Origin of the sequence: Streptomyces sp. NPDC005263 (genome assembly GCF_042872365.1) — a bacterium.
GTDB lineage: Bacteria > Actinomycetota > Actinomycetes > Streptomycetales > Streptomycetaceae > Streptomyces.
This window is the reverse complement of record NZ_JBIAKJ010000004.1, coordinates 714040-738105: the sequence shown is the minus strand read 5'-3', so window position 1 is coordinate 738105 and position 24066 is coordinate 714040. Positions and strand designations below refer to the sequence as shown.

Sequence of the window (24066 nt, the reverse complement as noted above, 5' to 3'; positions counted from 1 at the left end):
CCTCAAGCTTGCTTGAGGTCAAGGGTGTGGTGGCCCAGGGCGAGGGAGACGGCGGTGAGGGCGCTGTTGAACGACACCTCGGACAGCACGCCGGGGGCGGCGACCTGGTCGCCCGCCAGGAAGACGCCGTCGCCGCGGTCGATCGCGGGCCGGTCGCGCCAGCTGGTGCCGGGCAGGTCGACGGCGCCGGTGCGGCCGTTCGCGACGGCTTCGCGTCGCCAGGTGACGCGTCCGCGCCAGCCCTCGAAGGCGAGGTCGAGCAGCTGTTCCGCGCGCGCGACGCCGTCGGCCCTGGTCTCGTGCGGGGCGAGGGGGATCTGCCCCTGGAGGAGCTGCTCGCCGGCGGGGGCGAGTGACCGGTCCTGGGCGGTGAACCGTTCGATCCAGCCGGGGGAGTCGAGGTCGGACACGGCGAACGCGTCCCCGCGCCGACTGCGCACGGCGAGGTCGAGGAGTGTCGTACGGCCGCTCGGCCAGGTCAGCGAGTCGTCGCCGATCAGGCGGCGGGCGGCGTCCAGGGAGGTGGCGACGATGACGGGCGTGTCGGTGGGGAGGGTGTCGACGCGGGCGAGCGTCTCCATGCGGACCCCCAGGTTCCAGGCCCGCGCGGCCATCCGGTCGATGAGGCTGCCCCAGCCGCCGCGCGGATAGTGGGCCTCGGGCGGGAGCTTGGTGGCGCGGCGCAGGCGTTCCTGGACGAACGCGGCGGACAGCGCGCCCGGGTCGTGGTGGAAGAGGGCGACGGCGGAGTAGTTGGCGGCGGCCCGCGCGCCCTCCGCGCCGGCCTGTTCGGTCGCCCAGGTCAGGAAGTCGACGTCGACGGGTGCCTGCCGGGCTCCGGGGCGCAGCAGTTTGAGCATGGCGAAGGGCGGGGTGCGGCGCAGTGCGCCCTTGTGGCGCAGCCGCAGCCGGGCCGCTTCCAGCGGGGGTATGGGGGCCAGCGGTCCGATCAGGTCGCGCTGCCTGAGCCAGGTCCAGTGCGGGCCGCCGTTGTAGAGGGCGTGCGGCCCTTCGTTCGTGCGGTAGGGCCCCTCGGCGGTCCGGGCCCGCCCGCCGAGGGTGTGGTGGGCCTCGTGGACGGTGACCTTGGCGCCCGCCTCGGCCGCGGTGATGGCCGCGGTCAGTCCGGCGAAGCCGCCGCCGACGACGGTGATGCGGTGCATGTCTGTGGTCTCCCTCGGGGGTCGGGTGTCGCCCTTCTGTTTTTCTGTTCTGTGGAGAGGACCGATCTGCGGCCCGGAATGTGACATGGGCGGTGTTTTCGCAGGTCGGGGCGATTGTCAGTGCTGGGGTGCAGCATGGGGGCATGGCGAGGAGAGCGGTCGGCGGGAGTGCTGGGGCCGGTGGTTCCGGGGTGAAGGCGGCGCGGCGGCCGGAGGTGCGGCTGCCGTCGCTGGATCCGTTCGACGGAGGGGGGCTGGAGCCGGACGGGGACTATGACGGACTGGAGTTCCGGGAGGGGGATTTCGCCGGGCAGGACGGCGGGGGCGCCCGCTTCATGGACTGTGCGTTGAAGGAGTGCGTGCTGGACGAGACCCGTCTGACGCGCGCCCGGATCCTGGACTCGGTCCTCACCGGCCCGCGCGGGGTGGGCACCGACCTCGCGGAGGCGACCCTGCGGGACGTGGAGGTGGTCGACGCGCGGATGGGCGGGGTCCAGTTGCACGGGGCGGTCCTGGAGCGGGTCCTGATCCGCGGCGGCAAGATCGACTATCTGAACCTGCGTACGGCCCGGCTCACCGACGTGGTCTTCGAGAGCTGTGTCCTGGTCGAGCCGGACTTCGGGAGTGCCCGCCTTGAGCGGGTGGAGTTCGTGGACTGCGCGGTGAAGGGGGCGGACCTCACCGGGGCGACCCTCCGGGACGTCGACCTGCGCGGGGCCGCGTCACTGGAGATCGCGCGAGGGGTGGAGCGGCTGGCGGGGGCGGTCATCAGCCCGGCTCAACTGCTGGATCTGGCACCGGTGTTGGCGGGGGCGCTGGGGATCCGGGTGGAGGGGTGACGGCTTCCCGTGCGGGCTGGTCCGTCCGTCCCCGGACTCACCGCACTCACCACACTCACCGCAGTCTGGGAAACCGGGCCTGCAGTGTCCAGATCGCCGGGTTGTCGCCCAGGTCGTCGTGGAGGTCCACCAGGTCGGCGATCAGGTCGTGCAGGAAGTCGCGGGCCTCGCGGCGGAGCGCGGTGTGGGAGAAGCTCAGCGGGGGCTCCTCCGCCGGCATCCAGTCGGCCTCGATGTCGACCCAGCCGAAGCGGCGCTCGAAGAGCATCCGGTCGGTCGACTCGGTGAAGTCCAGTTCCGCGCGCTGGGGGCGGGCGGCGCGGGAGCCGGCCGGGTCGCGGTCGATCCGTTCCACGATGTCGCACAGCGCCCACGCGAAGTCGAGCACCGGCACCCATCCCCAGGCTGTGGACAGTTCCCGGTCCGCCTTGGTGTCGGCGAGGTACACGTCACCGCAGAACAGGTCGTGGCGCAGGGCGCGGACGTCCGCGCGACGGTAGTCGGTCTGCGGGGGGTCGGGGAAACGGTTGGAGAGGGCGTAGCCGATGTCGAGCACGTACGTGATGGTGCCACGCGGTTCTCATAGGATCACTGGCGTGTCCCGATCCGTCCGAGTTGCCCCGGCCTGCGCCGCCGTCCTCCTCGCCGTGGCCCTGACCGCGTGCGGGGCGGGGGCCCACGGCACGCTCGGCGGCTTCGGTGTGCGTGACCCGTTCTTCCCGAAGGCGGGCAACGGCGGCTACGACGTCACGCACTACGGCCTGACCCTCGCCTACGACCCGCGCACCTCCCGCCTGTCCGGTAAGGCGGCGATCACCGCGCGCGCCACCCAGGACCTCTCCGCGTTCGACCTGGACCTCAGGGGCCTGCACGTGGAGAGCGTCACCGTCGGGGACCACAGCGCCCGCTGGGACCGCGCCGGGCAGGAGCTGACCGTCCGCCCGCGGGACGAGCTCGACGACGGTGAGACGTTCCGGGTGACCGTCCGCTACTCCGGCATCCCGGAACCGATCACCGACCCGGACGGCTCCCAGGAGGGTTGGCTGCGGACGGCCGACGGGGCGCTGGCCCTCGGTGAACCCACCGGCTCCATGGCGTGGTTCCCCGGCAACCACCACCCCTCCGACAAGGCGTCGTACGACCTCGCCGTGACCGTGCCGAAAGGGCTGGGGGCCGTCTCCAACGGGGAGTTGACGGGGGAGAGGACCACGGCGGGCCGCACGACGTACACCTGGCACACCGCGGAGCCGATGGCGAGTTACGTCGCCACGCTCGCCGTCGGCCGCTACGACATCCACCGCTACGACATCACCCGTTCCACCGCCCCCGCCGGCCTGCCCGTGTACGTCGCCGTGGACCCGACAAAGGCGGCGGCGAGCAAGAAGGTGCTCGCCGGGATTCCCAAGATCATGGAGTGGGCCGAGTACAACTTCGGCCCCTACCCGTTCTCCTCGACGGGAGCGATCGTCGACCGTGACGCCGACGCCGACTACGCCCTGGAGACCCAGAACCGGCCGGTCTTCCCCGGCGCGCCTGACACCGGGACCCTCGTCCACGAACTGGCCCACCAGTGGTTCGGGAACTCCGTCACCCCGAAGACCTGGCGGGACATGTGGCTCAACGAGGGTTTCGCGACGTACGCGGAATGGCTGTGGGACGAGGACCACGGCGGCGACAGCGCCCAGAAGACCTTCGACGCCCTCTACGACCACGGTGCCGACATCTACGAGGACCTCTGGGACTTCCCGCCCGCCCGGCCGACGAGCGCCGCGCACATCTCCGACAGTCCGGTCTACCAGCGGGGCGCGATGGTCCTGCACCGGATCCGGCAGACCGTCGGCGACGACACCTTCTACGACATCGTCCAGGGCTGGGCGGCCGCCCACCGTCACGGGAACGCGGACACCGCCGACTTCACCGCGTACGTCGAGAAGCAGGCACCCGACGAGGACTTCAGCGGGATCTGGGAGGAGTGGCTGTACGGGGACGGGAAGCCGGCCAAGGGCTGAGCGGGCCGGGGATGTCGTGGCCGGGGGAGAGGGCGAGCGGGGTCAACCTACCGGGGGACATGCGGGGACCCCCGGCCGGAGCCGGGGGTCCAGCGCAGCGAGGCGCTCGTCAGACGCTGACGCCGAAGTCCTGGGCGATGCCGACCAGGCCCGAGGCGTAACCCTGGCCGACCGCGCGGAACTTCCACTCGGCGCCGTTGCGGTAGAGCTCGCCGAAGACCATGGCCGTCTCGGTGGCCGCGTCCTCCGAGAGGTCGTAGCGGGCGATCTCGGTGCCGCCGGCCTGGTTGACGATGCGGATGTAGGCGTTGCGGACCTGGCCGAAGTTCTGCGAGCGGTTCTCCGCGTCGTAGATCGAGACCGGGAAGACGATCTTGTCGACGTCGGCCGGGAGACCGGCGAGGTTGACGTTGATCGCCTCGTCGTCGCCGGCGCCCTCGCCGGTGCGGTTGTCACCGGTGTGGACGATGGTCTGGTCCGGCGTCTGCTTGTTGTTGAAGAAGACGAAGTGGCCGTCCGAGTAGACCTTGCCCTGCGGGTTGACCGCGATCGCGGAGGCGTCGAGGTCGAAGTCCGTGCCGGTGGTGGTGCGGACGTCCCAGCCGAGGCCCACGGTGACGGCGGTCAGGCCCGGAGCCTCCTTGGTGAGCGAGACGTTGCCACCCTTGGACAGGCTTACAGCCATTGTTGGGAGTCCCTTCCCTCGTTATCTAACGGGCACGAAGCTACAGCTACCCCCTTGAACGCGGCGAGGGGTGGCCATGGTTCCCCGTGTCTTTACTTTCTTTACCAAGGGATATTGGGGTGACGTGGACCGGTCAGGAGCGGGAACATGGACAGCATGTCCGGTCCCTATCTCATCCGCGGCTCCGTCTCCCTGCCCGAGGCCGAGCTGATCTGGCGTTTCTCGCGGTCGTCGGGGCCGGGCGGGCAGCACGTCAACACCAGCGACACGCAGGTCGAGCTCCGTTTCGACCTGGCGCGCACCGAGGCACTGCCCGAGGTGTGGAAGCAGCGGGCCCTGGCCAAGCTGGCCGGACGGCTGGTGGACGGCGTGGTGACCGTCCGCGCCTCCGAGCACCGCTCCCAGTGGCGCAACCGCGAGACCGCCGCGGTACGTCTGGCCGCCCTGCTCGCCGAGGCGACGGCCCCGCCGCCCAAGCCGCGCCGGGCCACCCGGATCCCCCGGGGAATCAACGAACGCCGCCTGCGCGAGAAGAAGCAGCGCTCGGACACCAAACGGGGGCGCACCGGCCGCGACTGGGGGTGACGGTCCCACCCTGACCGGGCCCCTCAGGCCGGCTCCAGCACCCCGACCGTCTCGCCCCCGCTCGTCTCCCCGTTCGGCCGGAAGCCGAGCCCGAGGTAGAAGCCCTCGGGGCCGTCCGGCCCGGGATGCCAGGTGACGTACAGCTCCTTGCCGCCCCGGCGGCGGATCTCGGCCGCGACGGACTCCACGGCGAAGCGGCCGTAGCCCCGGCCCTGTTCCCCGGCCGCGATGTTCAGGCGCCACAGGCCGGAGCGGAAGAGGGTGCCGTCCCCCTTCCAGTCGATCTCGAAGAAGGCCATCAGGAAGCCGACGGGACGCTCGCCGTCGACGATCAGGCGGGGCCAGGCGACACCGGCGGGGTGGACGTACGCCTCGGCGAGGGACTTCATCACGGGGGAGACCGCGAATTCCTGTTCCGGGCGGACCTTTATGCCGGTCGCGGCCTCGAAGTTACGGGGAGTGACCTCGACGAGGCGGGGCGCGGAAATCGTCGTCATGCGGGCACCCTAGGAAGAAGGATCCCTCGACGGCGAGTGAATTCCCCGTCAGTCCAACTGCCGGTACCGGCCCCGGAAATACGTCAGCGGGCCGCCGTCCGCGCTCGGTACGGCGGCCGTCAGGACCCGTCCGACGACCAGGGTGTGGTCGCCGGCCGTCATGCGCTGTTCCGTCCGGCACTCCAGGGTGGCGAGGGCGCCGCCCACCAGGGGGGCGCCGCTGGCCTCGCCGCGGACGTACGGGATGTCCTCGAAGAGCAGGCGGTCGCTGATGCGGCCCTTCATGGCGAAGCGGCCGGCGATGTGCCGCTGGCTCTCGGACAGCACCGACACCGCCCACAGGGGCTGCTCGTCGAGCAGGTCGTCCATGCGGGAGCCTTCGCGCACGCTGACCAGCACCAGCGGGGGGTCGAGGGAGACCGACATGAACGCCGTCGCCGTCATGCCGACGTCCTCGCCGGCCGGTGCGCCGGGATCGTCCGGGTCGAGTGAGGCCTCCCGGGCGGTCACCAGGACCACTCCGGCGGCGAGCCGGGACATGGCGGCGCGGAACTCGTCGTTGCTCACCCCCACAGCATGCCCGGAGGCGGGGGAGGGAACGGGGGCGGAGGGGGCGAGAGAAGTGTTCGGCACCCTGGAAACGCTAATCTTCGACCCGCGCGGACCGCATCGGGCCCGGGACGGAGCCCGGTCCTAGGACTCATGGCGGAGTTTCCGTGCGGCGCCCGGGCGTTGCCCACATCCACCCAAACTTTGCGTTCAGTAAACGCACAGGGAAATCGCAGAAACCCCACTCAATTGTTCATCTTTGGCTGTGACTTGAGTCACAAGAGGGACTAATTGTTGACCCTGTGTACCGAGTGGGCAGCGCGCTGTGATTCAGTGGCGGAGAAGATGCAGGAGCACTACTGACCAGAAGCGCCGAAGAGAACCCTTGATTCACTGCGAGGTCTCGGGGGGAGGGCGAGCATGGAGACCGAGTCGGAACCCTACGTCCGTCTTGCGTCCCTGCGACAGCTGCACCAGGTCATGGCCGACATGAACACGGCCCGCAGCCTCGCGGACACTCTGCAGACCGTGGCCGACGGCGTGGTCCAGGCCCTCGGGTACGAGCTGGCGTGCGTCAACCTCGTACGCCCCGACGGCGACCTCGTCGTCGCCGCCTTCGCGGGCAACCCCGCCGCCGAGGCGCTGATCACCGGCCGGGTGGGCTCGCGCGAGTCCTGGGAGCGGCGCCTCGGCATGGGTGAGCACTGGGGTGACCTGGTGTTCATCCCGCACACCGAGGGCTGGGTCCTCGACGACGACGACGTACCGCAGTGGTACACCGACGGCCCCGCGCCCCGCTTCGAGAACGAGTGGCACCCCTCCGACCGGCTCTTCGCCCCGATGTACACGCCCGCCGCGCCGGGTGGCGGCTCGTGCGGCGAGCTGATCGGCGTGCTGTCCGTGGACCGGCCGCGCAACGGCCGCCATCCGGGCGCATGGGGACGCGAAGCGCTCCAGATGTACGCGTTCCAGGCCGCCATAGCGATCAGTAACGCGCGACTGCGCGCCAACATGCAGCGTGCACTGGTCAGGCTCGAAAGGGAGCAGCAGGCCCTGCGCGCCAGTGAGGAAAGCTTCCGGCAGGCCTTCGAGTACGCCCCCTCCGGCATGGCCATCGCCGAGATGGGCGGCGACCAGCACGGCCGGATCCTGCGCACCAACGACGCCCTGTGCCGGCTGCTTGGCCGCCCCGCGTCCGCGATGCGCCGCTACTCCTTCTCCGACCTCGTCCACCCCGAGGACGTGAGCACCCTGCTGCGGACCTCCGCCGAGGGCGGTCGCGCGGAACTACGGCTCGGCCGCCGCGACGGCACCTACCTGTGGGTGTCGCTGCGCAACTCCGTCGTCGCCGACGCCGCAGACGGGCCCCGCTTCCTCCTCACCCACGTCGAGGACATAGAGGACCGCAAGCGCCGCGAGCTGCAGCTCGCCCACCGCGCCTCCCACGACTCCCTCACCGGCCTGCCGAACTCCGCCGAGCTGCGCGCCCGGCTCTCCTCGCGGCTGTGCCGACGCGCCACCCACACCGGCGAGCTGGAGTCCGTCGACGCGGCCTTCGGCCACCCCGCCTTCGACGCGGGGGGCGACGGTTTCGACTTCCGGCCGGTCACCCAGACCCTCGACGGCTACGACCGTCATGTGCACGCCGTCACTCCTGAGGGTGAGCGGGACGACGGCACCAAGGGGCTCGCGGTGCTCTTCTGCGACCTCGACGGCTTCAAGTCGATCAACGACCGGTTCGGCCACAACGCGGGCGACGCGGTCCTCATCGAGGTCGCCAGACGGCTGTCCAGGGCCGTCCGTGACGGCGACACCGTGGCCCGGCTCGGCGGCGACGAGTTCGTCGTGCTGGCCGACGGGCTCGGCCGGGCCGACGCCCAGGACCTGGCCGTACGCCTGCGCAACGAGATCATCCAGCCCATCCGGGTGGACGGACGGGTCATGCGGGTCGGCGGCAGTTTCGGCATCGGCTGGGCCCACTGCGGAATGACTGCGGACGAAGTGTTGAAATCCGCTGACGAGCGGATGTACGTCGAGAAACGATCTCGTCCCAAACAACACAGACGCGCGGGCTGATCCCCAGGCCGACGAGCTGATGCGATCTGAGTCACCCGTTTGGGTCATCAGGAGCGGGTAGGCTCGCCATTCTGACCCTACGTATCGCATCCGATCCGCACCTGTTTGAGGAGTACAAGGGATGACGTCCGGCAACAACGGGGCGAGCACGCCCGAGGACGAAGACCCGTTCGGTTACCTCTACGCCGACGGCCAGGCCAACGGGGCCCAGCCGCCATCCAGTGTCGGCTACGGCTACCCGAACTCCGTCAACCGGACGCGTGCGGTCGGTCAGCGGCAGTACGGCCAGCAGCAGGCCCCGGCCGCCGCGACCGCGCCCTACGGGCAGGTCCCCCAGCAGAGCCAGGCCACCCAGGGCCAGCCGAACAGCCACTACGCGGCCCCCGAGACGCTTCCGGGCGGCGCCCCGACCACCCAGCAGTCGTCGTACGACGGCGGCAGCGGTGGCGGCCGTCGCGGCCCCAACACCAAAGGCCTGCTGATCGGCGCGATCGCGGTGGTCGCCGCGGTCGTCATCGGTATCGGCGTGGCCATGATGAACGGCGGCGGCGACGACGACAAGAAGACCGACAACCAGGCGGCCACCACGCCGACCACGTCGCAGAGCTCCGAGCCGAGCCCGTCGAGCAGCAAGGGCGAGACGAGCGAGGGCGACCTGCCGACGACCGACGCGAAGGCACTCAGGCTCTCGCCGGGCATGGCGACCTCCACGGACGTCAAGGGAGCCCAGGCCGACGGCGGCACCTACGTCACCGGGTTCAACCAGGTCGGCGCCTCGGTCACCTGGGCGGCCAACGGCATCCCCAAGGACGGCAAGTACACCCTGTACGTCGGTTACAGCGTCCCCGGCAAGGACGCCAACGCGACCCTCACGGTCAACGGCACGGTCGCCAGCACCCCGGTCAAAATGGAGAACTACGCGAAGGGCCCCGAGGGGGACTACGCGAAGGGCTGGACGAAGACGTACAACTACGTCCAGCTCAAGAAGGGCACCAACACCTTCAAGGTGTCCTGCGAGCAGGGCAACCAGTGCGACGCCCTGCTGGACCAGCTGTGGCTGGTGAAGGGCTGGGTCGGCCAGTAGCCCTGGAGCCACTCACGCCGCGCTGACCTCCCCCGTCACCGCGACCCGCCCCACCAGCTCCTCGTACGCCGCCCGGTCGAACTCGCCCGCCACCGGGGCCAGGACCGTCGCCGCCGACAGTGCGACCGCCCGGGACAGCCGGTCCGGCCAGGGCAGGTTCTCCACGAGGCCGGACAGCAGGCCCGCGACCGCCGAGTCGCCGGCGCCCGTGGGGTTGCCGTGGATGGGGGCGGGCGGGGTGGCGCGCCAGCGGCCCTCCGGGGTCACCGCGAGCAGGCCCTTCGCGCCGAGGGAGGCGATCACGGCGCGGGCGCCGCGTCGCCGTGCGTCCTGGGTGGCGCGGGACGGCTCGTGGGAGCCGGTGAGTTCGGCCAGTTCGTCGGCGTTGGGTTTCACGATGTCGGGGCGGGCTGCCACCCCGCGGCGCAGTGCCTCGCCGCTGGTGTCGAGGAGGACGGGGACCCCGGCCGCCTTCGCGGAACGGACCAGCCCCGCGTACGCGCCCACCGGCACGCCCGGCGGCAGGCTGCCGCACAGGGCCACCGCTGCCATGGACGGGACGAGGTCCTCGTACGCCTTCTGGAAGGCCTGCCACTCGGTGGGGGTGACCGTCGGGCCGGGCTCGTTGAGCTGGGTGGTGTCGCCGCTCAGCTCGTCCACGACGGCGATCGTGCGCCGGGTCGGGCCGTCGACCGGGACCAGGGCGTCCACCAGCCCGGGCACGCCGGTGAGTTGCTCCCGTACGGAACGCCCGGTGGCACCGCCGACGAGGCCGGTGACCGTCACCTCGTGTCCGAGGGCGGCGAGCACCCTGGCCACGTTCACGCCCTTGCCGCCGGGCCGTTCGGTCGCCTCGATGACCCGGTGGGAGGTGTGCGGGCGCAGCGAACGTACGCGATAGGTGATGTCGAGAGCGGTGTTCAGCGTGACTGTCAGGATCACCCGAGCGACCTCCCCTGCCGTCTGCCGTCTGCCGTCCGGAGAGTGATCATGCCAAAAGGACGACGGTCGTCCCAGTTTCGCAGCACGGCACTCGCCCTCAATGGCGGGACATATCAACCCAGTTGGGGATCGACCACCCATTCTCCCCGGCGCATGACGCCCTTGAGGGCGAAGTCGGCGTCGAGCAGGACCAGGTCGGCGTCCTTGCCCGGTTCCAGGGAGCCGATGCGGTCGTCCATGCCGAGCAGCCGGGCCGGGTTGGCGGAGAGGGCCGCGACCACCGCCTCCACCGGCAACCGGTCGACCGTCACCGCCCGTTGGAAGGCCCGGTCCAGGGTGAGGGTGGAGCCCGCGATGGAGCCGCCCTCCACCAGGCGGGCCACGCCGTCGGCGACCTCGACCTCCAGCGGGCCGAGCCAGTAACGGCCGTCGCCGAAGCCGGCCGCGTCCATCGCGTCCGTGATGAGCGCGACCCGGTCCGCGCCCGCGTGATGGAACGCCAGTTCAAGGGCGGCGGGGTGGAGATGCGTGCCGTCGTTGATCAGCTCGACGGTGACGCGCTCGTCCTCCAGCAGGGCCGCGACCGGGCCGGGGTGGCGGTGGCCGAGCGTCGGCATCGCGTTGAAGAGGTGGGTGGCCACCGTCGCGCCCGCGTCGATCGCCGTCTTCGTCTGCTCGTACGTCGCGTCGGTGTGCCCGATCGCCGCGATCACGCCGTGCTCCGCGAGCAGCCGTACGGAGTCGATGCCGCCGGGCAGTTCGGTGGCGAGGGTGACCATCTTCGCCCGGCCCCGCGCCGCGTCGATCAGCTTGCGCACCGCCGCCGGGTCCGGCTCCCGCAGCAGCGCCTCGGAGTGCGCGCCCTTGCGGCACGGGGAGATGAACGGTCCCTCGAAGTGGATCCCGGCGATCTCGCCCTGCTCGGCCAGCTCGGACAGCAGGCCGGCCCGCTGGGCCAGAAAGTCCATGTCACCGGTGACGGTCGAGGCGACCAGGGTGGTGGTGCCGTGCAGTCGGTGGGTGTGGATGCCCGTGAGGACCTCGTCGACCGTCCCGGAGGTGAACGAGGCTCCGCCGCCGCCGTGGTTGTGGATGTCGACGAAGCCGGGCACAAGCCAGTGGCCGCGGACGTCGATGACGTGGGCGTTCTGTGACGGCGTGCCGGTGATGCGGGTGCCGTCGACGATCACCTGGCCGCCCGTGACGGTCCCGGTGGGCAGGACCACGTCGGCGCCGGCGAGGATCGTGGGCGCTTCGGCTGGTCGCGTGGACGCGGCGGAGCCGCGTGGTGTCGCGTCCCGCGCCCCGAGGGGGGTGGCCGTCACGTGGGCTCCTCCGGCGTCGTAGGTGTGGTGTCGAGCAGGTCCCAGGCCAGCAGGCCCGCCCCCAGACAGCCGGCGCTGTCCCCCAGGGCCGCCGGGACGATCGTCGGCAGCTTCTGGAAGGTGACCCGGCGCCGGACGGCGTCCCGCAGTGGTGTGAACAAGGTTTCCCCCGCCTCCGCGAGGCCGCCACCGATGATCAGGGTGCGCGGGTCCAGCAGAGTGAGGGCGGTGAGCAGGCCGTCGGCGAGCGCGTCCACCGCGTCCTGCCAGACTCGTACGGCGTTCGGGTCGCCGGACTCGACGGCCTTCGCGCAGTCGGCCGCGTCCGCATCGGGGTTCCCCGAGGCCGCTGCCCACGCCTCGCTGACGGCCGCCGCGGACGCGTACCGCTCCAGGCAGCCGCGCTGCCCGCACGGACAGGCCGTCCCGCCGGGCCGTACGACGATGTGGCCGACCTCACCCGCGAAGCCGTGCGCGCCCGCCTCGACCCGGCCGCCGATGCCGATGGCGCCCGCGATGCCGGTGCCCAGCGGCACGAACAGGAAGCGGTCGGCGCCCCGGCCCGCGCCGATCCGGCCCTCCGCCAGGCCGCCGGTGCGCACGTCGTGGCCGAGCGCGACCGGGGCACCCAATCGGTGGGCGAGCAGCTCCCGCAGCGGTACGTCCCGCCAGCCCAGGTTGGCCGAGTAGGCGGCGACGCCCCGCTCCTCGTCGACGATGCCGGGGACGGCGACACCGGCCGCGGCCGCGGGCTTGCCGAGCTGCCGGGCTCCGTGCGCGCGCAACTCGGCGGCGAAGTCGAGGATCTCCTCGACGACCGCCTCCGGTCCGCGCTCGCGCCCCGTGGCCCGGCGGGCGCGGTGCAGCAGTTCGCCCGCCGGCCCGACCAGGGCGGCCTTCATCCCGGTGCCGCCCACATCGAGGGCGATGACATGTCTCACGGGGACTAGTGTGGCCCGCGGACCCATGAGAGGTCTAGTCCACTTGCGTGGTGTAGACCCTTCATGGAATATGTATGACCTTTCGAGAGTTTCGATCAATGATCTTGGGGCGGTTGGCACGTGGCACGGCGGCGGGGTAGGACGGGAACGATCGCGGTGGTGTCCGTACTGGGCATGACGGCGGTCCTGGGCGGCTGCGGCCTCACCGGGGGCGGGGACGAGGTGACCCTGAAGCTGGTGGCCGCCGACTACGGCGACGGCCGCGCCAACAGCTCCCAGAAGTACTGGGACAGACTCGCCGCGGCGTACGAGTCGAAGCACGAGGGCGTGAAGGTCGACGTCACCGTTTACTCGTGGAACGACGTCGACAAGAACGTCAAGAAGATGGTCGCCGCGGGTGACCCGCCCGACATGGCGCAGATCGGCTCGTACGCCGACTACGCGGCCAAGAACCTCCTCTACTCGGCCGATGACCTGCTCTCCATCTCCACCCAGGCCGACTTCGTCTCCCAGCTGGGGCGGGCGGGACAGGTCAACGGGGTGCAGTACGGCATCCCGTTCGCCGCCTCCACCCGCGTGCTCTTCTACAACAAGACCCTCTTCGCCAAGGCGGGCCTGGACGCGCCCACCACCTGGGACGAACTCGCCGCCGACGCCGAGACGTTGAAGGCGCGCGGGGTGAAGTACCCGTACGCGCTGCCCCTCGGTCCCGAGGAGGCGCAGGCCGAGACCATGCAGTGGCTGCTCAGCGGCGGGGGCGGCTACACCTCGGAGAGCGGTGGTTACGCCCTGGACTCCAGGGAGAACGCCAACACCTTCACCTGGCTCAAGAGCGAGCTCGTCGACAAGGGCCTGACCGGGCCGGTCGCCCCCGGTGACCTCAACCGTGCCGCCGCGTTCAAGGCGTTCACCGACGGGGACGTCGGCATGCTCAACGGACACCCCTCGCTGATGAAGATGGCCGACGACAAGGGTGTGAAGTTCGGCATGGTGCCGATGCCCGGCCAGGACGGGCCCAGCCGGGAGTCGATGGGCGTCGCCGACTGGATGACCGCGTTCAAGAAGAACGGCCACGCCGAGCAGATCGGCGACTTCCTCGACTTCGTGTACGACGAGAAGAACGTCCTCGCCTTCTCGCGGGAGTACGACCTGCTGCCGGTGACCACGTCCGCGTCCCAGGTCATGAGCGGGGCGAAGCAGGACGCCGACCTCAAGCCGTTCCTCGACGAGCTGCCCGTCTCCGAGCTGTACCCCGCCGGGCAGACCTCCTGGGCGGAGGTCAGCGCGGACATCAAGCAGCGGATCGGCCGGGCCGTCGCCCCGAACGGCAGCCCCTCGGCGGTCCTGGACCAGCTCCAGGCGGCGGCGACGACGGCGCAGAGCGCGGAGTAGCCGGTCCCTGCGGTGCGGTGCGCGCTGGTCGCTGTCGGTGGTGGCGGCTAGCGTGCCGGGCATGGACGAGGAGCAGGGGCGGCTCGACCGCCGGGAGCGGGACATCCTCGCGCTGGAACGCCGGGGCTTCAGCGGGCCCGGCGCGAAGGAGCGGGCGATACGGGAGGAGCTGGGGCTGGCGCCCGTGCGGTACTTCCAGCTGCTCAACGCCCTGCTGGACGACGAGCGGGCGCTGGCGTCCGATCCGGTGACGGTGAATCGGCTGCGGAGGGTTCGCGACGCTCGGCGGGGTGAGCGGTAGGCCGGTGAACGGTGGGATGTCGGCACCGGTGCTGGTGCGGGCGCTTGCTGGGGGCTCCGCCCCCAGGCCCCCGGCCCGGTGCCCGCCCGTTGCCCGGCTCGGTGGGTGGAGACGTGGGCGTCTTGGGGGCTTCGCCCCCTAGGCCGTGGACGGAATTGCCCGAGGTGTGTCGAGAATGCTCGGGTCGTTCGTGGATAAGGTCGGTTCATGGGCAGCCACTCGGACTCCACGGACCCGCACTCCACTGACCCGCACGTCACTGAGCCCCTGCCGAAGCCTGCGACTGCCGCTGGGCGGGACGGGCTGGACGCCATCCTCGGGCGGCCGGACCGGGCGGTGATCGCGCTCGACTTCGACGGGACGCTCGCGCCGATCGTGGCGGACCCCGAGCAGGCCCGGGCCCACCCGGACGCGGTGTCCGCGCTCGCCGCCCTCGCGCCGAAGGTGGCCGCCGTCGCCGTGGTCACCGGGCGCCCGGCCGGCGTCGCGGTCCGGCACGGTGGCTTCGCGGGCGTCCCGGGGCTGGAACGTCTCGTCGTCCTCGGTCACTACGGTGCCGAACGCTGGGACGCCGTCACCGGGACCGTCAACGCCCCCGCCGAGCACCCCGGCGTCGCCGCCGCCCGCGCCGAACTGCCCGGCTTCCTCGACCGGATCGGCTCCTGGCAGGGCACCTGGATCGAGGAGAAGGGCCGCGCGCTCGCCGTCCACACCCGCAGGGCCTCGGACCCGCAGGCCGCCTTCGAGGCCCTGCGTGCCCCGCTCACCGAGCTGGCCGCCCGGCACGGACTGATCGTCGAACCCGGCCGGATGGTCCTGGAACTGCGCCCGCCCGGCATGGACAAGGGCGTCGCCCTGCTCGAGTACGCCCGCGAGATCTCCGCCGGGTCCGTCCTCTACGGCGGCGACGACCTGGGCGACCTCCCCGCCTTCGCCGCGGTCGACACACTCCGCGCCGACGGCACCCCCGGCCTGCTGGTGTGCAGCGGCAGCGACGAGGTGACCGAGCTGAGCAAGCGGGCGGACCTGGTGGTGGACGGCCCGGCGGGGGTCGTGGCGCTGCTGCGGTACCTGGCGGCGCACGCGAGCCCACCCCCCAGCCCGTCCGGCGTTTGAGGACGAGGCCCCTTCAGGGCCGACAGCGGGGGTCCGGGGGCGCAGCCCCCGGGGACGGGACGGGTAGGGGCGGCGGGGGCGGAAACCAGGCCGTGAGCGCCCCCGCGGAAATCAGCCCTTCAGCGCCCCCAGCTGATCCAGGAACCACTGCGCCGGCGGCAACGCCGTGGCCGCCGCGGCGAGCCGCTTCGTCCGCTCGGCCCGGTCGCCCGCCGGCAGGGTGAGCGCCTCGTGCAGGGCCCGGGCCGTCGCCACCACGTCGTACGGGTTCACCGCGATCGCGTCGTCCCCCAGCTCCTCGTACGCCCCCGCCTCCCGCGACAGCACCAGCACGCAGCCCTCGTCGGAGACCACCGGAATCTCCTTGGCGACGAGGTTCATGCCGTCCCGGATCGGGTTCACCAGGGCCACGTCGGCCAGCCGGTAGGCCGCCAGCGAGCGCGCGAAGTCGTCCTTGACGTGCAGCACGACGGGAGTCCAACCCGGCGTCCCGTACTGGGAGTTGATCTCCTCGGCCAGCCGCTGCACCTCGGCCGTGTAGTCCCGGTACACCGCCAGGTCCTGCCGCGAGGGGTACGCGAACGCCACGTGCGCCACCCGCTCGCGCCACTCCGGGTGGTCGTCAAGCAGCTGCCGGTACGCCAGCAGGCCCCGCACGATGTTCTTCGACAGCTCGGTGCGGTCCACCCGGACGATGGTCCTGCGGCCCTCGCCGATCTCGGCCCGCAGCGCCGCCATCCGCTCGTCGACGTCCGCCTCGTGCGCCCGCCTGCGCAGGAAGTCCGCGTCCGCACCGAGACCGTGCACACCGATCCGCGTGCTCCCGAGCCCCCCGGCGAACTCCTCGGCGCACGCGGTGAACGCGTCCGCCCAGCGGTGGGTCAGGAAACCCAGCCGGTCGGCGCCCAGCATGCCCCGCAGGACCTGCCGACCGATGTCGTCCGGCAGCATCCGGAAGTACTCCGGCGGCGCCCACGGCGTGTGCGAGAAGTGGCCGATCCGCAGATCCGGGCGCAGTTCCCGCAGCAGGCCCGGGACCAGCGTCAGGTGGTAGTCCTGGACCACCACCGACGCCCCCGGTGCCGCCTCCTCGGCCAGCGCCTCGGCGAACGCCCGGTTGTACGTCTCGTACGACGCCCACTGGCGCCGGAACTCCGCGTCGAAGACCGGCTCCAGCGGGGTCTGGTACAGCATGTGGTGCACGAACCACAGCACCGAGTTGGCGATGCCGTTGTACGCGTCGGCGTGCACGTCGGCCGGGATGTCCAGCATCCGTACGCCGTCCTCGCCGACCCCGCGCCACACCGCCTCCCGGTCGCCGTCATCCAGCGCCGAGCACACCCACAGGGATCCCGCGTCCGAGCCGATCGCGGACAGCCCCGAGACCAGCCCGCCGCCGCCCCGTTTGGCGTGCAGCGAGCCGTCCTCGCGTACCTCGTACGAAACCGGGCCGCGGTTGGACGCGACCAGTACCTGAGCAGCACCGCTGGTGGAGGACATACGCCTCAACCTAGCCCGGCCCGGAAACGCTCAAACGTACGGATGACATTCGTCAGGCGACCTTGCGGGCCGCGTACTCCGCGATCTGCGCCATCGGCGGGCGCTCCTCCGTGTCGACCGAGTAGGTGCGTGGCTCGAAGCCGTCCCGCGTCCGTTCGAACTGGGTGAGGGCGGGCCGGATGAGGTGGCCGCGGGCCAGCCGGAGCTGGGCGGTGCGGTAGATCGCGGCGGACATCCGGCCCAGTGCCTGTCCGTCCTGGTGGCGGTGGATGCGCACGCCCAGGTCGACCTGGGCGAGGGCGTCGAGGCCCACCAGGTGCAGGGCGTCGACCAGCATGCCCAGCTCGACGCCGTATCCGACGGGGAACGGCAGCTGTTCGAGCAGGGAGCGGCGGGCCGCGTACTCGCCGCCCAGCGGCTGTACGAAACCGGCCAGCTGCGGCCAGTGCATGTTCAGCAGCGGGCGGGCCATCAGTTCGGTGACCCGGCCGCCCTGGCCGGGCGCGCCGCCCAGTGGACGGTCGTACATGCCCTTGACCAGGTCGACCCCGGGTTCGGTGAGCAGCGGGCCCACGATCCCGGAGACGAAGTCGGAGGAGAACTCCTTCAGGTCGGCGTCGATGAAGCAGACGATGTCGCCGCCGGTGACCAGCAGCGAACGCCACAACACCTCGCCCTTGCCGGGGGCGGCCGGGATGCGGGGCAGTATGTCGTCGCGGTGGACGACCCTGGCCCCGGCCGCGGCGGCCACCTCGGAGGTGCGGTCGGTCGATCCCGAGTCCACCACGACGATCTCGTCGACGAGCGGGACCTGCCGCATGAGGTCGTGACGGATCACGGCGACGATGTCACCGACCGTCTCCTCCTCGTTCAGCGCCGGCAGCACCACGCTGACCGACTGGCCGGTGGCGCGTTTCGCTGCCAGGATCCTGTGGAGCGGGCGATCGTTCTTCGACCAGGAGCGGGTGTTCAGCCAGCGCTCGACTTCGTTCAGCACAGTGCGCGGCTCCTCTACGTTCTCTAGGCGAGTCAGTGATCCACGTGCTAGGTGATCCATCTCGCGGTTCGGACGACTATCTCAACTGTCCTGGCCTTCGGTTACAGTCTTGAACAACGCGGATGACCATCGCACGTCGTGGGTCACTGCTTCGTTACATCGATCAACAACCACATACCGCTCATCCAGAGGGGCAGAGGGATACGGCCCGATGAAGCCCCGGCAACCCTCCAGTCGGTTCTCGTCACCAGCGAGGCTCCCGACTCGGGAAGGTGCCAAATCCGTCTCACGGCGAAGTGCGTCGTGAGGAAGATGAGGAGAAAGGGCCTCGCCTCCATGGCTGTGCAGACTGATGCAAGCACCACGAACACCGTAGACCTCGGCCCCGCCGCCGCGCTGAGCTGCCGCGAGTGCGGACACCGCGTGCCCCTCGGCCCGGTCTTCGCGTGCGAGGAGTGTTTCGGCCCGCTCGAGATCGCCTACGACTTCTCCGCCTACGACGCCGAGGAACTCCGCAAGCAGATCGAGGCGGGCCCCGCGAACATCTGGCGCTACGCGCCGCTGCTGCCCGTCCCGGCGGACGTGGCGGACCAGCCCAACATCAACCCCGGCTGGACCAAGCTCGTCAAGGCCGACAACCTGGCCCGTGAGCTGGGCGTCGAGGCCGGCAAGCTGTTCGTCAAGGACGACTCCGGCAACCCGACGCACTCCTTCAAGGACCGCGTCGTCGCCCAGGCCATCGAGGCCGCCCGCGTCTTCGGTTTCACCACCCTCTCCTGCTCCTCCACCGGCAACCTCGCCGGCGCGGTGGGCGCCGCCGCCGCCCGGGCCGGCTTCCGTTCCTGCGTGTTCATCCCGCACGACCTGGAGCAGGGCAAGGTCGTCATGGCCGCCGTCTACGGCGGAGAGCTCGTCGGCATCGAGGGCAACTACGACGACGTGAACCGGTTCTGCTCCGAGCTGATCGGCGACCCGGCCGGCGAGGGCTGGGGTTTCGTCAACGTGAACCTGCGGCCGTACTACGCCGAGGGCTCCAAGACCCTGGCGTACGAGATCTGTGAGCAGCTCGGCTGGCGGCTCCCGGACCAGCTGGTCGTCCCGATCGCCTCCGGCTCGCAGCTCACGAAGATCGACAAGGGTCTGCAGGAGCTGATCAAGCTCGGGCTCGTCGAGGACAAGCCGTACAAGATCTTCGGTGCGCAGGCCGAGGGCTGCTCGCCGGTGTCCGTCGCCTACAAGGCCGGGCACGACGTGGTCCGGCCGCAGAAGCCGAACACCATCGCCAAGTCGCTGGCGATCGGCAACCCGGCCGACGGTCCTTACGTTCTCGACATCGCCCGTCGCACCGGCGGCGCGGTGGAGGACGTGAACGACGAGCAGGTCGTCGACGCGATCCGGCTGCTGGCGCGGACCGAGGGCATCTTCGCGGAGACCGCCGGTGGTGTGACGGTGGGTGTGACGCGGAAGCTGATCGAGAACGGTCTGCTCGACCCGACGAAGACCACGGTGGTTCTGAACACGGGTGACGGTCTCAAGACGTTGGACGCGGTGGCCGACACGGGGCTGACCGCCAAGATTCGGCCGAACCTGGAGTCGTTCCGCGAGGCCGGCCTCGGCTAGCCGTTTTTTGTCGGCGGGCCGGTGGGGGCTGGACGCGCCCACGCGGCGGCAGCCGCACATTCCACACAGCCCCGCGCCCCTGGGCCCGTAACCCTGACCGGAGGTCATGAGCATGAGCGTCAACGTCCGCATCCCCACCATCCTGCGCACCTACACCGGTGGCCAGGCCGAGGTCGCCGCCGAGGGGGGCACCCTCGGTGAGGTCATCGCCGACCTGGAGAAGAACCACACCGGCATCGCCGCGCGCGTTCTCGACGACCAGGGCAAGCTGCGCCGGTTCGTCAACGTGTACGTCAACGACGATGACGTCCGCTTCGAGCAGGGTCTGGAGACCGCGACTCCGGACGGCGCCGGTGTCTCCATCATTCCGGCCGTCGCCGGCGGCTGAATATTACCTTCGGTAACGTCAGTTACCGAGCGTTCATAGAATTGCCCCCTCCGTGAGAGAAGCGGAGGGGGCAATTCAATGTGGTTGAGCGCGGTACAGTTGGGGAACGCGTTGCCGCTTCACAGGTCGCCAGACCTTGTTTCTGCCGTGCGCCCGACGAGATGTAGCCAAAGTGTGTGCCTCGTTCGTGGCTTTTGTGTGCTTTGCGGGGCCCGACTTGCCCTGAATTCAGGCGAATTCTCGCCACATTCCGGATCGTGTGCGTCCAGAATTCTCGTCCGATTGACCTGTTGCAGACGGCAGTTGGACAGATACATTCGGCCGCGGTCGACGCGTTCCGGCGCACGCCCCCAATCATGTGGGGGGTGAGGTCTGACCCGGATCCACGAAGTGTGGGTCTGTGCAAGGGCCAGTAATAGGGGAGTTAGGCATGGCTCAGGGCACCGTCAAGTGGTTCAACGCGGAGAAGGGGTACGGCTTCATCGCGGTCGACGGTGGTGCGGATGTTTTCGTCCACTACAGCGCCATCCAGATGGACGGGTACCGCACCCTGGAAGAGGGGCAGCGGGTCGATTTCGAGATCTCACAGGGTCAGAAGGGGCCGCAGGCGGACATGGTCCGTCTGGCGACCGGCTGAATCGCGCCGGGTAACTGCACGCGACGTTCTTCTGTTCTTCTTCGAAGGGCTCGCACCTCTCACGGGGTGCGAGCCCTTCGGTGTGTCCGGGGTGCGAGCCACCCGTCCCCCGGTCCCCCGGTCCCCCGTCCGCCCGTCCGCCCGTCCGCCCGTCCGTCTGCGCGGGGCCGCGACGGACGCGCCCCGGGGCACGGCCGGGTGCACTGTTCACCTGCGGATCCCCCCGAGGCGCTTGCACTCGGCATGGGCGAGTGCTAATCATTGGCGTTAGCACTCTGAAGGTGAGAGTGACAAAGAAGGACCGAGTCGGTGAGGCCCGCAGGCCAGGTGGGGCAAGGAACCACAGGCATGCGAGCCGTCCGTCGCGGGCGCGGGCGCGGTCCGAAGGAATCACCCCCAGTCCTGGAGGGACCACTTCACATGGCCAAGATCATCGCGTTCGACGAGGAGGCACGGCGCGGCCTCGAGCGCGGCATGAACCAGCTCGCGGACGCCGTCAAGGTGACGCTCGGCCCCAAGGGCCGCAACGTCGTCCTCGAGAAGAAGTGGGGCGCCCCCACGATCACCAACGATGGTGTCTCCATCGCCAAGGAGATCGAGCTCGAGGACCCGTACGAGAAGATCGGCGCCGAGCTGGTCAAGGAAGTCGCCAAGAAGACGGACGACGTCGCTGGTGACGGTACGACCACGGCGACCGTCCTCGCCCAGGCCCTGGTCAAGGAAGGCCTGCGCAACGTAGCCGCCGGCGCCAACCCGATGGCCCTCAAGCGCGGTATCGAGAAGGCCGTCGAGGCCGTCTCCGGTGCCCTCCTCGAGCAGGCCAAGGATGTCGAGACCAAGGAGCAGATCGCTTCCACGGCCTCCATCTCCGCCGCCGACACCCAGATCGGCGAGCTCATCGCCGAGGCCATGGACAAGGTCGGCAAGGAAGGCGTCATCACCGTCGAGGAGTCCCAGACCTTCGGTCTGGAGCTGGAGCTCACCGAGGGTATGCGCTTCGACAAGGGCTACATCTCGGCGTACTTCGCCACCGACATGGAGCGTATGGAGGCGTCGCTCGACGACCCGTACATCCTGATCGCCAACTCCAAGATCGGCTCCGTCAAGGACCTGCTCCCGCTCCTGGAGAAGGTCATGCAGTCGGGCAAGCCGCTGCTGATCATCGCCGAGGACGTCGAGGGCGAGGCCCTGTCGACCCTGGTCGTCAACAAGATCCGCGGCACCTTCAAGTCCGTCGCCGTCAAGGCCCCGGGCTTCGGCGACCGCCGCAAGGCGATGCTGAACGACATCGCCATCCTCACCGGCGGCGAGGTCATCTCCGAGGAGGTCGGTCTCAAGCTCGAGAACACCTCCATCGACCTCCTGGGCCGTGCCCGCAAGGTCGTCATCACCAAGGACGAGACCACCATCGTCGACGGTGCCGGCTCCTCCGACCAGGTCCAGGGCCGGGTCAACCAGATCCGCGCCGAGATCGAGAACAGCGACTCGGACTACGACCGCGAGAAGCTGCAGGAGCGCCTGGCGAAGCTCGCCGGCGGTGTCGCGGTCATCAAGGCCGGTGCCGCCACCGAGGTGGAGCTCAAGGAGCGCAAGCACCGCATCGAGGACGCCGTCCGCAACGCGAAGGCCGCCGTCGAGGAGGGCATCGTCGCCGGTGGTGGCGTGGCCCTGCTCCAGGCCTCCTCGGTCTTCGAGAAGCTGGACCTGGTGGGTGACGAGCAGACCGGCGCCAACGCCGTGAAGCTCGCGCTGGAGGCCCCGCTCAAGCAGATCGCCGTCAACGGTGGTCTCGAGGGTGGCGTCATCGTCGAGAAGGTGCGCAACCTGCCCGTCGGCCACGGCCTGAACGCCGCGACCGGTGAGTACGTCGACATGATCGCCGAGGGCATCATCGACCCGGCGAAGGTGACCCGTTCCGCGCTGCAGAACGCCGCCTCCATCGCCGCGCTGTTCCTCACCACCGAGGCCGTCATCGCCGACAAGCCGGAGAAGGCGGGCGCTGCCCCGGCCGGCGGCGGCATGCCGGGCGGTGACATGGACTTCTGATCGACCTGAGGGTTGATCAACCGTCCTTGACCGAGGGCGGCACTCCCTGGAGACAGGGGGTGCCGCCCTCGGGCGTGTCCGGGCTCACAACGTCAGCGGAATGCCGGAGCGGGTGCGCCGGTTGACGTCTACGCAACGTATATGCGCATGCACATACCGACCGGTTTTTCCCGCTCTGTCCTGAGGAGTCCCCACGTGACCGTCGCCGCCTCCGCCTCCCGCGCGGCCGAAGTCCTCTCCCGGCCCGTTTCCCTCAACGGCCTGACCGTCCCCAACCGCATCGCGATGGCGCCAATGACCCGCGCGTTGTCCCCGGGCGGCATCCCGGGCGCGGACGTGGCCTCGTACTACGCGCGCCGGTCCGCCGCGGGCGTCGGCCTGATCGTCACCGAGGGCACCTACGTCGGTCACGACTCGGCCGGGCAGAGCGACAGCATCCCGCGCTTCCACGGCGAGGAGCAGCTCGCGGGCTGGGCGAAGGTCGCCGAGGATGTGCACGCGGCGGGCGGCACGATCGTCCCGCAGCTGTGGCACATCGGCATGGTGCGTGAGCAGGGCCAGCCGCCCTACGCGGACGCCCCCGCCGTCGGCCCCTCCGGACTGCGGATCGGCGCCGACGAGGTCACCGGCAAGGCGATGACCCAGCGGGACCTCGACGACGTCATCGGCGCGTTCGCCGAGGCCGCGGCCGCCGCCGAGCGGATCGGCTTCGACGGTGTGGAGCTGCACGGCGCCCACGGCTACCTCATCGACCAGTTCCTGTGGGCGGGCACCAACCGCCGCACCGACGCCTACGGCGGTGACCCGGTGGCCCGGGCGAAGTTCGCCGAGGAGATCGTGGCGGCGGTCCGCGAGAGCGTCTCGCCCGAGTTCCCGATCCTCTTCCGCTACTCCCAGTGGAAGCAGGAGGCCTACCGCGCGCGCCTCGCCGAGACCCCGGAGGAGCTGGAGGCCATCCTCGCCCCGCTCGCCGCGGCCGGCGTCGACGCCTTCCACGCCTCCACCCGCCGCTACTGGCTCCCCGAGTTCGACGGCTCCGACCTCAACCTGGCCGGCTGGACCAAGAAGCTCACCGGCAAGCCCGTCATCACCGTCGGCTCGGTCGGCCTCGACGGCGACTTCATCAAGGGCTTCATGGGCGAGGGCGCTCCGGTCAAGGGCATCGACGACCTGCTCGACCGTCTCGAGGCCGAGGAGTTCGACATGGTCGCCGTGGGCCGCGCGCTGCTCCAGGACCCGGAGTGGGCGGCGAAGGTGCTCGCGGGCCGCTTCGACGAGCTGAAGCCGTTCGATGCGGCGGCGCTGGCGACGCTCAGCTGAGTCCGACTCCAGGCGCAGGGCCTCGGTGACGAAGTCATGGATGACAAATCCAGA

At 70.6% G+C, this 24066-nt stretch carries 23 protein-coding genes and 1 riboswitch; of the genes, 13 read left to right on the top strand and 10 right to left on the bottom strand.

Going from position 1 to position 24066, the window contains the following annotated elements:
- Positions 1–2: 2 nt before the first annotated feature.
- Positions 3–1163: an NAD(P)-binding protein gene (locus tag ACFYRY_RS21895; protein ID WP_389147926.1), complete on the bottom strand. Its 1161-nt coding sequence runs from the start codon at positions 1161–1163 to the stop codon at positions 3–5.
- Between the two features lie 143 nt (positions 1164–1306).
- On the opposite strand from ACFYRY_RS21895, the gene ACFYRY_RS21890 reads away from it, so the two are divergent.
- Positions 1307–2002 carry a pentapeptide repeat-containing protein gene (locus ACFYRY_RS21890; protein WP_389147924.1) on the top strand — a complete coding sequence of 232 codons (696 nt, stop codon included), beginning with the start codon at positions 1307–1309 and terminating at the stop codon, positions 2000–2002.
- A gap of 55 nt (positions 2003–2057) precedes the next feature.
- Here the strand turns inward: ACFYRY_RS21890 and ACFYRY_RS21885 are convergent, their stop codons facing one another.
- Positions 2058–2558, bottom strand: a complete 501-nt coding sequence (locus tag ACFYRY_RS21885) for a hypothetical protein (protein ID WP_389147921.1) — start codon at positions 2556–2558, stop codon at positions 2058–2060.
- Between the two features lie 40 nt (positions 2559–2598).
- Here ACFYRY_RS21885 and ACFYRY_RS21880 point away from each other — a divergent pair, with 40 nt between their 5' ends.
- Positions 2599–4011 (top strand): M1 family metallopeptidase, encoded by a 1413-nt coding sequence (locus ACFYRY_RS21880; RefSeq protein ID WP_389147918.1) that lies wholly within the window; start codon positions 2599–2601, stop codon positions 4009–4011.
- A 109-nt stretch (positions 4012–4120) separates the two neighbouring features.
- Here the strand turns inward: ACFYRY_RS21880 and ACFYRY_RS21875 are convergent, their stop codons facing one another.
- On the bottom strand, positions 4121–4696 hold the full coding sequence (locus ACFYRY_RS21875) for a TerD family protein (protein WP_356767674.1): 576 nt from the start codon (positions 4694–4696) through the stop codon (positions 4121–4123).
- Between the two features lie 147 nt (positions 4697–4843).
- Between ACFYRY_RS21875 and arfB the strand changes: the two genes are divergently transcribed.
- On the top strand, positions 4844–5281 hold the full coding sequence (gene arfB / locus ACFYRY_RS21870; protein WP_389147914.1) for an alternative ribosome rescue aminoacyl-tRNA hydrolase ArfB: 438 nt from the start codon (positions 4844–4846) through the stop codon (positions 5279–5281).
- A gap of 23 nt (positions 5282–5304) precedes the next feature.
- Here the strand turns inward: arfB and ACFYRY_RS21865 are convergent, their stop codons facing one another.
- Together ACFYRY_RS21865 and ACFYRY_RS21860 are read right to left on the bottom strand one after the other, a co-directional pair.
- Complete coding sequence (locus ACFYRY_RS21865; RefSeq protein WP_389147912.1) at positions 5305–5778, bottom strand: GNAT family N-acetyltransferase; 474 nt, start codon at positions 5776–5778, stop codon at positions 5305–5307.
- 48 nt (positions 5779–5826) lie between these two features.
- On the bottom strand, positions 5827–6411 hold the full coding sequence (locus ACFYRY_RS21860) for a flavin reductase family protein (protein ID WP_389147909.1): 585 nt from the start codon (positions 6409–6411) through the stop codon (positions 5827–5829).
- Between the two features lie 336 nt (positions 6412–6747).
- Here ACFYRY_RS21860 and cdgB point away from each other — a divergent pair, with 336 nt between their 5' ends.
- Together cdgB and ACFYRY_RS21850 are read left to right on the top strand one after the other, a co-directional pair.
- The gene (cdgB, locus tag ACFYRY_RS21855; RefSeq protein ID WP_389147906.1) at positions 6748–8403 is read left to right on the top strand and encodes a diguanylate cyclase CdgB; all 1656 of its coding nucleotides are present in this window, start codon (positions 6748–6750) and stop codon (positions 8401–8403) included.
- Positions 8404–8524: 121 nt separating this feature from the next.
- On the top strand, positions 8525–9487 hold the full coding sequence (locus tag ACFYRY_RS21850) for a CBM35 domain-containing protein (protein ID WP_389147903.1): 963 nt from the start codon (positions 8525–8527) through the stop codon (positions 9485–9487).
- A gap of 12 nt (positions 9488–9499) precedes the next feature.
- Here the strand turns inward: ACFYRY_RS21850 and ACFYRY_RS21845 are convergent, their stop codons facing one another.
- The 3 genes from ACFYRY_RS21845 to ACFYRY_RS21835 all read right to left on the bottom strand — a co-directional run bounded on the left by ACFYRY_RS21845 (position 9500) and on the right by ACFYRY_RS21835 (position 12722).
- Positions 9500–10429: a 1-phosphofructokinase family hexose kinase gene (locus ACFYRY_RS21845; protein ID WP_389147900.1), complete on the bottom strand. Its 930-nt coding sequence runs from the start codon at positions 10427–10429 to the stop codon at positions 9500–9502.
- A 113-nt stretch (positions 10430–10542) separates the two neighbouring features.
- Positions 10543–11673, bottom strand: a complete 1131-nt coding sequence (gene nagA / locus ACFYRY_RS21840) for an N-acetylglucosamine-6-phosphate deacetylase (RefSeq protein ID WP_389148402.1) — start codon at positions 11671–11673, stop codon at positions 10543–10545.
- 77 nt (positions 11674–11750) lie between these two features.
- Positions 11751–12722: an ROK family protein gene (locus tag ACFYRY_RS21835; RefSeq protein ID WP_389147898.1), complete on the bottom strand. Its 972-nt coding sequence runs from the start codon at positions 12720–12722 to the stop codon at positions 11751–11753.
- Between the two features lie 147 nt (positions 12723–12869).
- On the opposite strand from ACFYRY_RS21835, the gene ACFYRY_RS21830 reads away from it, so the two are divergent.
- The 3 genes from ACFYRY_RS21830 (at position 12870) to otsB (ending at position 15504) form a co-directional block, all read left to right on the top strand.
- Entirely contained in the window at positions 12870–14087 is a 1218-nt protein-coding gene (locus tag ACFYRY_RS21830; RefSeq protein WP_389148400.1) for an ABC transporter substrate-binding protein, read from the top strand.
- A 61-nt stretch (positions 14088–14148) separates the two neighbouring features.
- Positions 14149–14388 (top strand): DUF3263 domain-containing protein, encoded by a 240-nt coding sequence (locus ACFYRY_RS21825; protein WP_389147895.1) that lies wholly within the window; start codon positions 14149–14151, stop codon positions 14386–14388.
- 207 nt (positions 14389–14595) lie between these two features.
- Positions 14596–15504 carry a trehalose-phosphatase gene (otsB, locus tag ACFYRY_RS21820; RefSeq protein WP_389147892.1) on the top strand — a complete coding sequence of 303 codons (909 nt, stop codon included), beginning with the start codon at positions 14596–14598 and terminating at the stop codon, positions 15502–15504.
- A 111-nt stretch (positions 15505–15615) separates the two neighbouring features.
- On the opposite strand, the gene ACFYRY_RS21815 is transcribed toward otsB, so the two are convergent.
- Both ACFYRY_RS21815 and ACFYRY_RS21810 read right to left on the bottom strand, forming a co-directional pair.
- Positions 15616–17004, bottom strand: a complete 1389-nt coding sequence (locus ACFYRY_RS21815) for a trehalose-6-phosphate synthase (protein ID WP_389147889.1) — start codon at positions 17002–17004, stop codon at positions 15616–15618.
- Positions 17005–17056: 52 nt separating this feature from the next.
- On the bottom strand, positions 17057–18001 hold the full coding sequence (locus ACFYRY_RS21810; RefSeq protein WP_389147886.1) for a glucosyl-3-phosphoglycerate synthase: 945 nt from the start codon (positions 17999–18001) through the stop codon (positions 17057–17059).
- A 178-nt stretch (positions 18002–18179) separates the two neighbouring features.
- A riboswitch (SAM riboswitch) is annotated at positions 18180–18320 on the top strand.
- 17 nt (positions 18321–18337) lie between these two features.
- On the opposite strand from ACFYRY_RS21810, the gene thrC reads away from it, so the two are divergent.
- From thrC to ACFYRY_RS21785, 5 genes are all read left to right on the top strand, one after another.
- The gene (gene thrC / locus ACFYRY_RS21805) at positions 18338–19621 is read left to right on the top strand and encodes a threonine synthase (RefSeq protein WP_389147883.1); all 1284 of its coding nucleotides are present in this window, start codon (positions 18338–18340) and stop codon (positions 19619–19621) included.
- Positions 19622–19733: 112 nt separating this feature from the next.
- Positions 19734–20009 carry a MoaD/ThiS family protein gene (locus ACFYRY_RS21800; RefSeq protein WP_164323599.1) on the top strand — a complete coding sequence of 92 codons (276 nt, stop codon included), beginning with the start codon at positions 19734–19736 and terminating at the stop codon, positions 20007–20009.
- A 430-nt stretch (positions 20010–20439) separates the two neighbouring features.
- A complete protein-coding gene (locus ACFYRY_RS21795; protein WP_007493268.1) occupies positions 20440–20646 on the top strand; it encodes a cold-shock protein in 207 nt (68 codons plus the stop codon).
- 420 nt (positions 20647–21066) lie between these two features.
- On the top strand, positions 21067–22692 hold the full coding sequence (gene groL, locus ACFYRY_RS21790; RefSeq protein ID WP_389147880.1) for a chaperonin GroEL: 1626 nt from the start codon (positions 21067–21069) through the stop codon (positions 22690–22692).
- 147 nt (positions 22693–22839) lie between these two features.
- Positions 22840–24012 carry an NADH:flavin oxidoreductase gene (locus ACFYRY_RS21785; protein ID WP_389147877.1) on the top strand — a complete coding sequence of 391 codons (1173 nt, stop codon included), beginning with the start codon at positions 22840–22842 and terminating at the stop codon, positions 24010–24012.
- The last annotated feature ends 54 nt before the right edge of the window (positions 24013–24066 follow it).